Raw genomic sequence first — 12,094 nt, 5'->3', positions numbered from 1 at the left:
CTCAGCCCTCTCGCAGAAGGGTGAACTGCATCACATCGGTGTTGTCGGCGGCGAAGGCCGCTTCGCAGTAAGCCAGGTAGAACTCCCAGAGCCGCATGAAGCGGGTGTCAAAGCCGAGCTCGCGCACTGGGCCCTCCTGGTGGAGGAAGGCCTCGCGCCACTGGTGCAGGGTGCGGGCGTAATCCTGGCCGAAGGCCAGCTCGTTGACCACGCGCAGCCCGGCCTTGGCCGCGTGCGCGCGGAACTGGCTGGGGCTGGGTAGCATGCCGCCCGGGAAGATGTACTGCTGGATGAAATCGCTGGAGCGCGCATAACGCTCAAACAGATCGTCGCGGATGGTGATGGTCTGGATGCAGGCGCGGCCGCCGGGCTTGAGCTTGGCGGCCACGGTCTGGAAGTAGCCATCCCAGTATTCGCGGCCCACGGCCTCGAACATCTCGATGGACACCACCGCATCGAAGGCCGGATCGGCAATGTCGCGGTAGTCCTGGAAACGCAGGTCGGCCTGCGCGGCCAGGCCGGCCCCGGCCAGTCGCTCCTGTGCCCAGGCCAGCTGCTCGCTGGACAGGGTGACGCCGGTCAGGTGGGCGCCGAAGTCGCGCGTGGCTGTTTCCGCCACGGCGCCCCAGCCGCAGCCGATCTCCAGCACGCGGCTGCCCGGGCCGATCTGGCATTCCTCCAGCGCGCGGCGCATCTTGGCGGTCTGGGCCTCGGTGAGGCTGCGCTGCGAGTCGCCCGCGAACCAGGCACTGCTGTAGTTCATGCTCGGGTCGAGCCAGAGCCGGTAGAACGCATTGCCCAGGTCGTAGTGCGCGTGGATGTTCTTGCGGCTGCCGGCGCGGCTGTTGCGGTTGAGCAGGTGCTTGACCCGGTGCAGCAGGGCGCCCCACCAGGAGCCGAAGATCACCGCATCGAGCGCCTCGCGGTTGCGCACGAAGAGCTCGAGCAGGGCGCGCAGATCGGGCGTGCTCCAGTGGCCGGCCACAAAGCTCTCGGCAAAGCCGATATCGCCCGAGCGCAGGGCTGCGGCGCAAACCGCCCAGTCGCGGATGCGCAGGGCCGCGCGTGGGCCTTCGCTGCCGCCGAAATGGGCACTGCTGCCGTCGGGCAGCTGCACATCGAGGCTGCCGTGGCGCAGATGCCCGAGCAGGCGGAACACGGTGCGCGCGGCGGCCGGGGCGTCGCTGGGCAGGGTGGTTCTTTGCGTGAGCGTCGTGCTTGTGTTCATTGCAGGCTTGCAACCCTCAGCGGGTCACCAGAGTTTCAGGGGCGGCAGGTTTGCCGAAGAAAGGCACCCGCTTGAGTGCCAGGCGCAGGGCCTGCCAGTGGATGCGCCAGATCAGCATCAGGCTCATCGCCGGCATGGCGAAAAAGGCCGCGCGGGCGCTGGCCTCGGTCAGGGGCTGGAGCTGGCCGCTGACGCTGGTTTGCAGCAGCGGGCCGGCTTCATCCTCGTGGTCGATGCGGGCCACGGTGCGTGCGCCGCCGCGGCTGCTGTGCATGAAGCGAAAGCGGTAGCCGCCCGCCACGCGGCAGAACGGCGAGACATGGAAGACCTTGCGCGCTTGCAGCTCGCGGCCGTAGGCCAGGCCCTCGCCTTGCAGCAGGTAGCAGTGGCGCTCGCCGAAGGTGTTGTTGACCTCGACGACGATGGCCGCCAGGCTGCCATCGCGGCGCTGGCAATACCAAAAGCTCACCGGCTTGAAGGCATAGCCGAGCACGCGCGGGAAGCAGTGCAGCCAGATCTCGCCGTCGGCATCCTCCACCGCTTCACGGGCCAGCAGCGCCTCCAGCCAGGCCAGGGCGTCGGGGCCGCCATCGCCGTGGTCGGCATCGTGGAAGCTCAGCCAGCCGAAGCCGTTGCGGTGCAGGGCGCTGCAAGGCTCCTGGCGCAGCCGTCGCATCGGCAGCATCAGGAAATAGCTGCGGTAGGCAAAGGCATGGTCGCTGGGGCGCAGGCGGCGGTGGCGTACGCCGCCGCGGCCGATCAGCGCCTGCTGCGGCCAGGCCTGGGTGCCAGCGGCCGTTTCGCTCATGCCGCTTGCTCCGCCCAGCGCTGTGTCAGCGCCCGGGCCACGCCCAGGCCGGAGAGCAGGCCGTCCTCGTGGAAGCCATAGCGCGTCCAGGCGCCGCAGAACCAGACCTGCCCCTCGCCCTGCATCTGCGCCACGCGGCTCTGCGCGGCCACGGCGGCGCGGTCGAACACCGGGTGGGCGTAGTCGAATTCACCGAGCACCTGGCTGGCCTTGGGCTCGCGCACCGGGTTGAGCGACACGACGACCGGCTGTTGCCAAGGCAGGGGCTGCAGGCGGTTGAGCAAGTAGTGCAGGCACACCGCGCTTTGCTCGGCGCCGGGGCGGCTGCCGCCGTGCTCGTAATTCCAGGCGGCCCACGCACGCTGGCGCTGCGGCAGCAGCCCGGCATCGGTGTGCAGCACGGCGCGGTTGCGGTGGTAGGCGATAGCGCCCAGCACCTGGCGTTCGAGTGCGCTGGCCTGATCCAGCAGGCGCAGCGATTGGTCGCTGTGGCTGGCCATCACTACCGCGTCAAAGCGCTCGCTGCCCGCCTTGGAGTGCACCAGCACGCTGCCGTCGGCCTGGCGGCTGACGGCTTGCACGGGGCTGTTCAGGCGCGCATCGGCAATGCGCGGCAGCAGCTTGTCAACGTAATGGCGTGCGCCGCCGCGCACGGTGAACCACTGCGGCCGGTTCGTCACCTGCAGCAGGCCATGGTTGTGGCAGAAGCGGATCAAGGTGCTGATGGGGAAGCTCAGCATCTGCGCGGTCGGGCAGGACCAGATGCAGGCGACCATGGGCAGCAGGTACCAGTCGCGGAAGGCGGCGCTGAAGCGCTGCTCGTCGAGGAACTCGCCGATGGGCTGGGCCAGAGCACGCTCCTGGCCGCTGCGGGCCAGCTCGGTGCAGACGCGGTTGAAGCGCGTCAGATCGCTGAGCATGCGCCAGAAGTCGGGCCGCAGCAGATTGCGGCGCTGGGCGAACACGGTGTTGAGATTGCTGCCGCTCCACTCCAGCTGGCTGCCCGGCGCCTGCACCGAGAAAGACATATCGCTGGGCGCCACCTCCACGCCCAACTGCTCGAAGAGCTGGATCAGCAGCGGGTAGGTGCGTTCGTTGAAGACCAGAAAGCCGGTGTCCACACCGTGGCTCGTGCCCTGCAGCTCGACATCGACGGTGTGGGTGTGGCCGCCGAAATAGTCATTGGCCTCGAACAGGGTGACGCGGGCTTGCGAACTCAGCGCCCAGGCGGCCGACAGGCCGGCGACGCCGGAGCCGACCACGGCCACGCGGCGCGCGTTCGGGGGCAGGGCGTCGGGGAACTGTGGCGCGCCGAGTTGGCGCAACCACGGCAGCAAGTCAGTGGCGTGACTGTCGGCGGCGCCCGTAGCTTGGCGCAAAAGAGAAGGGCTTCCAGCGTGGCTGGAAGCCCTGGGAATAAAAGAAGTCGCAAGACGCCTCGGAGCCAACGAGGGAGGGAGGGAGGAGGAGGAAAACGGCTCCGAGATTTCAGCCCCTACACAGGGGAGATCTTGCGACTGGAATCGGTTGCATCCTACCGAAGTATTCGTTTGCGCGAAAGCCGCAGCGCTGGTTTGCAAAGCTTTACACAAGCCTGCGTCATCCTGGGGCAGGCGACTCAGGAGACCTGTAGTTTGGGTAAAAAAACCGATAGCGCTGTCGCCCAAAAGAGGGACATGCGATGGCTTGAAGGCGACAGAGTGGGGCATGGCGGTGCGGCAAAGAAACAAACGGTCAGACGGACGTCAGGGTTTGGCGAGCAGGCGCTCGAGTTCCTGGGTGAAGGTCTGACCCAGCGGGTCGGTCATGGAGCCGAAGCTCTTGATCTCGCTGCCGTCGCGCGAGACCAGGTATTTGTGGAAGTTCCACTTCGGTGTCTGGCCGGTGCGCTTGCCCAGATCGGCGTACAGCGGGTTCAGCCCGCTCTGGCCGGCCTTGACCACCGATTTGGCAAACATGGGGAACTTCACATTGAAGGTGTTCTCGCAGAACTCGGCGATTTCCTTGTTGCTGCCCGGCTCCTGGCCGCCGAAGTCATTCGAGGGGAAGCCCAGCACCACCAGGCCGCGCGGGGCGTAGCGGCTGGACAGGGTTTCCAGTGATTTGTACTGCGAGGTGAAGCCGCAAAAGCTGGCCGTGTTGACCACCAGCACCACCTTGCCGGCGTACTGACACAGGGCCTGCGGCTTCTCGTCCTGCAGGCGTGGGAATTCGCGTTGCAGCAGCTCGGGACAGCTGGCGCTGGCTGAAGCGGCCGGCGCCGCCGCTGGCGCTGCGCGGACGGGGGACACCCAGGCCGCCAGCGCCAGGGCGGTGGCCAGTGCGCCGCAGCTCAGCGCAGCAGCGCGGTAAGCCGGAGCAGGGCGGGCGATGGCGCGGTGCGAGCGGGAGATGTTGTCCATAGTTTGTCCTAGTCAAAACTTCGTTCTTTATCTATATTAGGGCATCTCAAGAAATTTGTCCTATGTTTGTCCAATACAAAAATCTACGCATGCGGATGAACCAGGAGCGCTTGCATGGCTGAGGTCCTGGGCCTTCCGGACCGCCCGCCCTCGGCGGCGACCGAGGCGGCGAGCGCTGGTGACGCCGCCGCTGGCTTGCCGGGCATTGCCGCGGTGGAACGTGACACCGGCATTGCCAAGGACACTTTGCGCATCTGGGAGCGGCGCTACGGTTTCCCGGCGCCTTTGCGCGATGCGCTGGGCGAACGCGTGTACCCGCCGGAGCAGGTGCAGCGCTTGCGCTTGCTCAAGCGCTTGCTGGACGCGGGCCATCGCCCCGGCCGGGTGGTGGGGGCCAGCGACGAAGCCTTGCAAGAGCTGCTGCAGCTGAGCAAGGACACCCGTTCGGATGGTGGCGCTGCCGCCGCCCTGGGCGTCGATCTGGACGAGTTCTTGCAGATGTTGCGTCGCCATGAGGTGCTGGACCTGCGCCGCCAGCTGGCTCAGACCCTGCTGCGCCTGGGCTTGGGCGCGTTTGTGCGCGAGGTCGCGGCGCCGTTGACTGTGCGTGTGGGCGAGGCCTGGATGCGTGGCGAGCTGGAGGTGTTCGAAGAGCACTGCTACAGCGAGGCCCTGCAGCAGGTGTTGCGCCAGGCGATTCAAGCCATCCCGCCCTTTGCCCTGGGCGAGCGGCCGCGGGTCTTGCTCAGCACCCTGCCGGGCGAGCCCCATGGCCTGGGCTTGCTGATGGTCGAGGCGCTGCTGGCGCTGGAAGGCTGCCAATGCCTGTCGCTGGGGGTGCAGACGCCGGCGGCCGAGCTGGTCAAGGCTGCGGCGGCGCATCAGTCCGATGTGCTGGCCCTGAGCTTCAGCGGCCTGCTCAACACCAGCCAGGTGCAGCGCCAGCTGCGCGATCTGCGCGCGGAGTTGCCCGTGGGCGTGGCGCTGTGGGCCGGCGGCCGTGCGGCGGCCCTGCAGCGGCGTTCCAGCCTGCCGGGCCTGCTGCACCTGACCGAGCTGGATCAGGTGGCGTCTGTCGTTTCCGAGTGGCGCGGCGGACAGACAGCGTCCTGATTTCCTGCGACAAGACCGTGAAGACCGGGGGTCTGTGCGGGGCATCCCTGCCGAGTGGATCATGGCTTGTCATACTCAGGCTTCACATCGAACGACACCCCGAGACCCTGTGCTGGCTGGCGACTGGATGGGCCCGCCCGCGCACCCACAAAGAAACCGACGAGGATTGACGATGCTGTACCCCGAACTTTTCAAGCAGCTGGAGGCGGTGCGCTGGAATATGGACAAGGACATCCCCTGGGATGCCTTCGACGCCACCCTGCTCAGCGAGGACCAGGCCCGCACCATCAAGATGAATGCCATCACCGAGTGGGCGGCGCTGCCGGCCACCGAGATGTTCCTGCGTGACAACAAGGACGACAGCGATTTCTCGGCCTTCATGAGCGTCTGGTTCTTCGAGGAACAGAAACACTCGCTGGTGCTGATGGAGTACCTGCGCCGTTTCCGCCCGGACATGGTGCCCACCGAAGATGAGCTGCACGAGGTGCGCTTCGAGTTCGACCCGGCGCCGCCGCTGGAAACCCTGATGCTGCATTTCTGCGGCGAAATCCGGCTCAACCACTGGTACCGCCGCGCGGCCGAGTGGCACACCGAGCCGGTGATCCGCGCCATCTACGAAACCCTGGCGCGCGACGAAGCCCGCCACGGCGGTGCCTACCTGCGCTACATGAAGCGGGCCATGCTCAAGTTTGGCGACGAGGCGCGTGCTGCTTTTGCGAAAGTGGGCGTGCTGATGGCCAGCGCGCGCCGCACGGCCCAGGCCTTGCACCCGACCAACCTCCATGTGAACGTGCAGCTATTCCCGCGCGACACCATCCAGAGCCGCCTGCCCGACCCCGAGTGGCTGGAGCACTGGCTGGACAAGCAGATCCAGTTTGACTCGGTCTGGGAGAACAAGGTCGTGGATCGCATCCTGCACAACATGAGCCTGCTGATGGAGCGCAGCTTCGCCAGCGTGCAGGAGCTGAACCGCTATCGCAAGGAGATGGCGGCGGCGGTGTTGAGCGGCGGGCTCAAGGACGAGGGCGCGCTGGGCGCCTCCGCGGCCGCCTGAGCCATCGCTTCGCCCATGAAAAAGCCCGCCAATCGGCGGGCTTTGTGCTTGGCGGGCGAAGCCCTCGTGTGAGCTTCGGAGCGCTTCAGTGAGAGTTGCGGCGATGCAGGATCAGCAGGCCGAAGCAAATCGCCGCCACCACCAGACCGCCGACAAAATGAGGCGAGGCGGTCTGCGCCAGCGCCGCGGCGGCGTCCTGGCCCGCCCAGTTCAGCACATCGGCAACGCCTCGAATTTCGATCTTGGCGGCCTCTTCCTCTCCGATCAGGTGCATGGCATCGAAGAAGGCCGAGCCTGCGCCCTGGACCTGCTCGCCCAGCAGCGTCCAGACGATAGGGTTGTGATAAACCTTTTGCAGGGTCACGCCTGTGGCCACCACGGCCGTGACGACCGCCGGCACCCCCCAGCGCTTGAGCCAGGCGGCGGCGACCATGAAGCTCATGAAGATCGGCGCCATCCAGAGCGTGAACAGCACGGTGCCCAGCACCATGCGGGCCAGCACGGCCAGCGCCGGCAGCACCAGCTGGTACCAGGACACCTGGGTCCAGACGACAAAGCCGCCGAGCTTGAGCGTGATTGCCAAGGCCATCACCACGCCGACACACAAGCCCACGCCCAGAGCCAGCACCAGCACAAAGATGGTGTGCATGAACAGGGTGGCGATCAGGCTTTCGCTGTGGCTGGCCGGCAGGGACAGCCAGAACTCGATCGAGCGGTCTTGATGGTCGCGCCGGGCCAGGCCGGGCAGTGAGAAGCCTGTCATCAGCAGCGTGATGCCCCAGACCGCCAGCATGGTCGTCGCCATGATGGCGCCGACGCCTTCCGTCGGTGGCAGATCGCGGGCCTCGCCGATCTGTACGCCACCGAAGGGCAGGGCCAGCAAGGCGATCACGGGCAGGGCCAGCATGGCGATCAGCCAGCCCTTGTGATGCTGCATCCATTCGCGTTGCAGCAGGGTCTTGAAGCGGGTTTGGAAGTGTTGGGTGGACATGGTGTGGGTTCTCCTGGGCTTGGCGGGCATGCAGCGTTCAGTCTTGACGGCCGCGCAGCTCGGGCTTGCGCGTCAGGGCCATGAACAGATCGACCAGGCTGGGTCGGAAGCGTTGGCCCAGGGCCTGCAGATGCTCGGGCGGCTCGCCATCAAACAGCGCGGCCGGGCGGCCTTGCTGGCGGTAGCGCAGCAGCGGGTGGGCCGAGGCCACCGCGTCCGCGGCCGAGGCGTCGTGGGACAGGGCGACAAAGCGCGAGTCCATGGCCTCCAGGCTGATGTTGAGCACCAGCTTGCCCTCGTCCAGCATCATCACGTCGCTGAGCAGGGTCTCGATCTCCTCGACCTGGTGGGTCGAGATGATCACGCTGCGTTCGCCGTCGCACCATTCGTCGATCAGCATCTCGTAAAAGCTCTTGCGCGACATCACGTCCAGGCCGAGCGTCGGTTCGTCCAGGATCATCAGCTTCGTGTCGATGGCGGCAATCAAGGCCAGGTGCAGCTGGGTCACCATGCCTTTCGAGAGGCTCTTGACCTTGTCCTGCGTGCCCACGCTGGTGCGCTTGAGCAGGGCGCGGGCTCGCTCGGCAGAGAACTTGGGCTGCAGGCCACCCATCAGCGTGATCAGCTCGTGCACGCGCGCCCAGCGCGGCAGCACCGCCACATCGGGGATGTAGGACAGCGATTCCAGCAGCTCACCACGCTGATTGCGCGGGTCCAGGCCTAGCACCTTCAGCTCACCCGTGCCGCCGATCAGGCCCACCATGGCCTTCATCAGCGAGGTCTTGCCGGCGCCGTTGTGGCCCAGCAGGCCCACCACCCGGCCCTTGGGGATGTTGAAGCTGATGTTGTCGACCGCGGTCTTGCGGCCGTAGCGGAGGCTGAAGTCGCGGGCTTCGATCAAGTGGCTCATGGTGGCGGAGGGTGCAAGTGTGGATGGTGCGGGGTGGGCGATTGTGGCGGCAGCGGTGCTCATGTGGCCTCCCAGTTCAGGTCTTGGGCGGTGAGGCCCAGGCGGCGCAGCTTGTCGCGCAGCTGCGGCCACTCGGTGTGCAGGAATTGCTCGCGCTTGGCTTTCAGCAAGCGCTCGCGGGCGCCGCTGCGCACATACATGCCCACGCCACGGCGGCTCTCGATCAGCTCGTTGTCCACCAGGGCCTGCAAGGCCCGGGTCACCGTCAGCGGGTTGATCAGGTACTGGCTCGCCAGATGGCGCACCGAAGGCAGGGCCTCGCCCTCAGGCGGCGAGCCATCCAGCAACTGCACGGCCAGGCGATCGGCCAGCTGCTGATAGATGGGGGCAGAGTCGTTCCAGGTTTGCATAACGGTCGAGGCCGAAGCCGGTGTGTTACTGATGTAGCACACCATAACAAGGCAAGCCGGGCCGCCCAAGGCGGGCGCGACAGACTGCAGAAAAGGGGGGATGAAGCGGAGGGCCGGCCGGTGCCCGCCCGCAAGCCCCGACTCTTGACCCGCCCTGATCTGTGTCGGTTTGCGCTGAACTTGGAACTGTTTGCGCTTAACTTGGAACTCGATGTCGAAAGAGCTTTCAGCCCCGAGTACTTCAGGCCCTGCTGACCAGACGGTGCTCTCTATCGCCTCGTCAGCTCATTTTTTTGGGCTTGGTAATCACGGACTTGCTTTGCGCCAAGGACGTGTCCTTCCGTCCACAAGGCTGCCCGAAAGATTGCTCGATTCGCGAAGCTGCGAGCTTTAACTGGCTCGTGCCACGAGCCAGGGCTCTGTGAAGATCGACTCCATCAGAATCGATCAATGACTGGCAGATTGCGGGTCAGTCTGGCGAAAGCTGAAACCTGCTCTGATGCCGTCACATTAACTGTTCGAGTGCGTCCACGAATGCCGTCGCAGCCTTGGAATGGCGAGTTGAGCGGTTGATGACGGCTGCAAATCTCTCGACTACCCCCAGCGTCATTGCGGATGGTGCGGCACTCTCGAGTTTTTGCAAAGTTTCAAGGAAAATTTGCAAATTTCCTCCGTCGCGCTTCATGAATCCGTTTTCAAGGCGCGAGAGCTGACCAACGTTCACGGAGCTGATTGCTGCTATGTCCGTGAGCGTCTTACCCAGGGCTTTTCGGCGTTTTCGAAGCTCTGCGCCAAGCGCCTTCGAATCCGCGAGGGGGTTGTGTTTTTGCATGATTTTGCATAGAATTATGCTAATAAATTTGCAAAAAGGCAAGCATGGCTGTCTACGTTGATGATGAGCTGATTCCCTGGCGCGGGAAGCTCTGGTGCCATCTCGTCGCGGACACGTTGCCGGAGCTCCATGCCTTCGCCCGGCGTCTGGGCTTGCGGGAGGCGTGGTTCCAGTCGAAGTCCGTGTATCCCCACTATGACGTGACTGTCAGCATGCGTGATCGTGCCCTGACCATGGGTGCGAGCATGGGTGACCGACAGACCATCATCAGTTGTGCAAAGTTGCTCAAGCGCGAGCTGAAATCTGAAGAGCTGGCTGTGCCACAGTCCTGACCAAATCAAGTAGGGAGGGACAACAACATGAAGAAGTCGGCAATCTCAAGCAACGGCGCGCCGCTGGTAACGCTGGAGGAATATCAGCAGCGAGCTGACGAGGCGAACCAGTTCAAGGGCAAGGATGAAGCGCTTTACCAACTCAGATTTGGTCTCATTGGTGAGGTGGGCGGACTTCTGGCTGCCGTCAAGAAGTCGTACCGCGACTACGGGATCGCGAAGCAGCAAGTCGTTCAGGAAGAGTTGGGTGACTGCCTTTGGTACCTGACAGAAGTCGCTGTTGGGTACGGCCACAGCCTTCCCGAGATCGGCGCAGCTGGCCTCTGTGAGTTGAAGCGCCGGTTTGAGGTTTCCAGTCCCCCACCGGCGGGCCAGTTCACGTTCCTACCCTTCGATGGCATCCACGCGATGTGCAGCGAGCAACTTCAGGCGATGGATCGCGTCCAGGTGCTCTCCGATCTGGGTCACCATGTTGGGCAGTTGATGGGCGTTCCCAGTTCGCCGGATCTTGTGAGTCCTACGCCGCCGGCCTTGCTGGCCGAGTTGTTGGCAGACCTTGTGACCGTCGCATGGCTGTTCGATCTCAAGTTCGTCGATGTGGTCTCCGAGAACTTGAAGAAGTTCGAATCGCGCTGGCCTCGCCAGGGCGCCAAATACCTTCCGCACTTCGACGAAACATCACCTGCTCACGAGCGATTTGAGCGCCAGTTCGAAGTGGCCTTCATCGAGCGCCTCTACAACAAGGGGCAAGCCAACGAGCGCCCCTACGTCATCCAGCAGATTCGGAACGTAAATGTTGGCGATCGGCTGACCGACAACCGATCAGTGCCCGATGGCTACAGGTTCCATGACGTCTTCCACCTGGCCTATGTGGCGCATCTGGGGTGGTCGCCAGTGATTCGAGCCTTGCTGAAAATCAAACGCAAGTCTGACCCGGAGAAGGACGAGAACGAAGATGGGGCACGGGCTGCGATCATTGAAGAAGGCATAGCGACGTGGATCTTCAACCATGCGGACCGCAATGCCTTTTACGTGAACACTGACGTTGGCAAGCTCGAATATGGTCTGCTGAAGCAAGTGAAGGACATGGTCGAAGGCTACGAGGTTGCTGACTGTCCGCTATGGCAATGGGAGCTTGCCATCCTAGATGGCTTCAAAGTCTTCCGCGACCTTAGTGCGGCTGGCAGCGGAATTGTCACTGTCGACATGGACGCACACAAGATCGCCTTCAGTCCTCTCGTTCTGCCACCTGAGCCCGCGCCGCCTCCAAAGCCGCGCCGGTCGCGAGAAGTTGGCTCTGTACTTCCGCCCCTACCTGAGTCAAGACCATGAACCCACGCGCATTCGTCGCCGCACTGGCAGGCGTTCAACTGCAAGGTGTGTTTAATCCCTATCGCGATCACTGCGAAGTCCACGATCTGGCGAACGCACCCGCCGTGCGACGCAAGAACCTGCGTGACTATCTGGCCGCAGTTCAAAGCCTCGGCACGGACACGATCTGGATGGGTCGAGACCTTGGCTATCGTGGTGGGCGTCGCACGGGATTGGCGCTGACCGACGAGGCGCGCCTGCCCCTGATCGCCGAGCACTACCCAGGTTCTTCGCCGAGCAAGGCGACGAAGGGGCCTTCGATCGCCGAACGCACCGCGACCGAGATCTGGGCTGTACTGGCGCGCCTGGAGCGGCCGCCACTGCTATGGAACGTGTTTCCGTTCCACCCGCATGATCCGGACGACCCCATGACCAACAGAAAGTTCGCCGCGCGTGAGCTTTCTGAGGTTACGGAGCTGAATCACACGCTGATCGATTGGTTGGGGATTCGACGTATTGTTTGCATCGGTCAGGACGCCGTCTCATATGCATCAACCTTCGGCGTCGAAGTCGAATGCGTACGTCATCCCAGCTACGGAGGCGTCACGGACTTTCGTCGGGGTATGCAGCGGATCTACGGAGCAGAGATGCGGCCGGCAGCGGCCTCACCACAGGCCGCGCTGTTCTAATCTGTCGTAGCGTC

General features: G+C 64.5%; 13 protein-coding genes. 5 read left to right on the top strand and 8 right to left on the bottom strand.

All coding sequences use genetic code 11. The features are described 5' to 3' along the window. Position 1 precedes the first annotated feature (1 nt). From AC1Q6P_RS11685 to AC1Q6P_RS11670, 4 genes are all read right to left on the bottom strand, one after another. Positions 2-1,228, bottom strand: coding sequence for an SAM-dependent methyltransferase (locus AC1Q6P_RS11685; RefSeq protein WP_102768417.1), 1,227 nt, complete (start codon positions 1,226-1,228; stop codon positions 2-4). A 16-nt stretch (positions 1,229-1,244) separates the two neighbouring features. Then, positions 1,245-2,036 (bottom strand): DUF1365 domain-containing protein, encoded by a 792-nt coding sequence (locus tag AC1Q6P_RS11680; RefSeq protein WP_492664789.1) that lies wholly within the window; start codon positions 2,034-2,036, stop codon positions 1,245-1,247. Continuing rightward, on the bottom strand, positions 2,033-3,325 hold the full coding sequence (locus AC1Q6P_RS11675) for an NAD(P)/FAD-dependent oxidoreductase (protein WP_492664869.1): 1,293 nt from the start codon (positions 3,323-3,325) through the stop codon (positions 2,033-2,035). Before AC1Q6P_RS11675 ends, AC1Q6P_RS11680 begins: the two co-directional genes overlap by 4 nt. 456 nt (positions 3,326-3,781) lie before the next feature. Next, positions 3,782-4,438: a glutathione peroxidase gene (locus AC1Q6P_RS11670; RefSeq protein ID WP_492664790.1), complete on the bottom strand. Its 657-nt coding sequence runs from the start codon at positions 4,436-4,438 to the stop codon at positions 3,782-3,784. Between the two features lie 114 nt (positions 4,439-4,552). Between AC1Q6P_RS11670 and AC1Q6P_RS11665 the strand changes: the two genes are divergently transcribed. Next, on the top strand, positions 4,553-5,551 hold the full coding sequence (locus AC1Q6P_RS11665; RefSeq protein ID WP_492664791.1) for a MerR family transcriptional regulator: 999 nt from the start codon (positions 4,553-4,555) through the stop codon (positions 5,549-5,551). A 172-nt stretch (positions 5,552-5,723) separates the two neighbouring features. Then, complete coding sequence (locus AC1Q6P_RS11660; RefSeq protein ID WP_492664792.1) at positions 5,724-6,605, top strand: acyl-ACP desaturase; 882 nt, start codon at positions 5,724-5,726, stop codon at positions 6,603-6,605. Positions 6,606-6,690: 85 nt separating this feature from the next. Here the strand turns inward: AC1Q6P_RS11660 and AC1Q6P_RS11655 are convergent, their stop codons facing one another. The 4 genes from AC1Q6P_RS11655 to AC1Q6P_RS11640 form a co-directional block, all read right to left on the bottom strand. Then, on the bottom strand, positions 6,691-7,596 hold the full coding sequence (locus AC1Q6P_RS11655; RefSeq protein ID WP_492664793.1) for a hypothetical protein: 906 nt from the start codon (positions 7,594-7,596) through the stop codon (positions 6,691-6,693). Between the two features lie 37 nt (positions 7,597-7,633). Next, a complete protein-coding gene (locus AC1Q6P_RS11650; protein ID WP_492664794.1) occupies positions 7,634-8,506 on the bottom strand; it encodes an ABC transporter ATP-binding protein in 873 nt (290 codons plus the stop codon). Between the two features lie 59 nt (positions 8,507-8,565). After that, a complete protein-coding gene (locus AC1Q6P_RS11645) occupies positions 8,566-8,916 on the bottom strand; it encodes a GntR family transcriptional regulator (protein ID WP_492664795.1) in 351 nt (116 codons plus the stop codon). A gap of 505 nt (positions 8,917-9,421) precedes the next feature. Continuing rightward, the gene (locus AC1Q6P_RS11640; protein ID WP_492664796.1) at positions 9,422-9,748 is read right to left on the bottom strand and encodes a helix-turn-helix domain-containing protein; all 327 of its coding nucleotides are present in this window, start codon (positions 9,746-9,748) and stop codon (positions 9,422-9,424) included. Positions 9,749-9,792: 44 nt separating this feature from the next. Between AC1Q6P_RS11640 and AC1Q6P_RS11635 the strand changes: the two genes are divergently transcribed. The 3 genes from AC1Q6P_RS11635 to AC1Q6P_RS11625 are packed head-to-tail and all read left to right on the top strand — an operon-like array spanning position 9,793 to position 12,080. After that, a complete protein-coding gene (locus AC1Q6P_RS11635) occupies positions 9,793-10,080 on the top strand; it encodes a DUF4031 domain-containing protein (RefSeq protein ID WP_492664797.1) in 288 nt (95 codons plus the stop codon). A gap of 27 nt (positions 10,081-10,107) precedes the next feature. Beyond that, positions 10,108-11,412: a nucleoside triphosphate pyrophosphohydrolase family protein gene (locus AC1Q6P_RS11630; RefSeq protein ID WP_492664798.1), complete on the top strand. Its 1,305-nt coding sequence runs from the start codon at positions 10,108-10,110 to the stop codon at positions 11,410-11,412. Next, complete coding sequence (locus AC1Q6P_RS11625) at positions 11,409-12,080, top strand: uracil-DNA glycosylase (protein WP_492664799.1); 672 nt, start codon at positions 11,409-11,411, stop codon at positions 12,078-12,080. The genes AC1Q6P_RS11630 and AC1Q6P_RS11625 overlap by 4 nt, the downstream gene beginning before the upstream one ends. Positions 12,081-12,094: the final 14 nt, after the last annotated feature.

The sequence above is a fragment of the Roseateles sp. GW835-FHT13E02 genome (genome assembly GCF_058794035.1).
The sequence above is the reverse complement of the archived record's forward strand: the minus strand, read 5'-3'. Positions and strand labels throughout refer to the sequence as shown.

What these genes read in the sequence shown, in the direction of transcription:
- AC1Q6P_RS11635 (WP_492664797.1), top strand. Translation starts at nt 9,793, where the DNA reads ATGGCTGTCTACGTTGATGATGAGCTGATTCCCTGGCGCGGGAAGCTC.
- AC1Q6P_RS11630 (WP_492664798.1), top strand. Translation starts at nt 10,108, where the DNA reads ATGAAGAAGTCGGCAATCTCAAGCAACGGCGCGCCGCTGGTAACGCTG.
- AC1Q6P_RS11685 (WP_102768417.1), bottom strand. Translation starts at nt 1,228, where the DNA reads ATGAACACAAGCACGACGCTCACGCAAAGAACCACCCTGCCCAGCGAC.
- AC1Q6P_RS11655 (WP_492664793.1), bottom strand. Translation starts at nt 7,596, where the DNA reads ATGTCCACCCAACACTTCCAAACCCGCTTCAAGACCCTGCTGCAACGC.
- AC1Q6P_RS11625 (WP_492664799.1), top strand. Translation starts at nt 11,409, where the DNA reads ATGAACCCACGCGCATTCGTCGCCGCACTGGCAGGCGTTCAACTGCAA.
- AC1Q6P_RS11645 (WP_492664795.1), bottom strand. Translation starts at nt 8,916, where the DNA reads ATGCAAACCTGGAACGACTCTGCCCCCATCTATCAGCAGCTGGCCGAT.
- AC1Q6P_RS11660 (WP_492664792.1), top strand. Translation starts at nt 5,724, where the DNA reads ATGCTGTACCCCGAACTTTTCAAGCAGCTGGAGGCGGTGCGCTGGAAT.
- AC1Q6P_RS11665 (WP_492664791.1), top strand. Translation starts at nt 4,553, where the DNA reads ATGGCTGAGGTCCTGGGCCTTCCGGACCGCCCGCCCTCGGCGGCGACC.
- AC1Q6P_RS11650 (WP_492664794.1), bottom strand. Translation starts at nt 8,506, where the DNA reads ATGAGCCACTTGATCGAAGCCCGCGACTTCAGCCTCCGCTACGGCCGC.
- AC1Q6P_RS11670 (WP_492664790.1), bottom strand. Translation starts at nt 4,438, where the DNA reads ATGGACAACATCTCCCGCTCGCACCGCGCCATCGCCCGCCCTGCTCCG.
- AC1Q6P_RS11640 (WP_492664796.1), bottom strand. Translation starts at nt 9,748, where the DNA reads ATGCAAAAACACAACCCCCTCGCGGATTCGAAGGCGCTTGGCGCAGAG.
- AC1Q6P_RS11680 (WP_492664789.1), bottom strand. Translation starts at nt 2,036, where the DNA reads ATGAGCGAAACGGCCGCTGGCACCCAGGCCTGGCCGCAGCAGGCGCTG.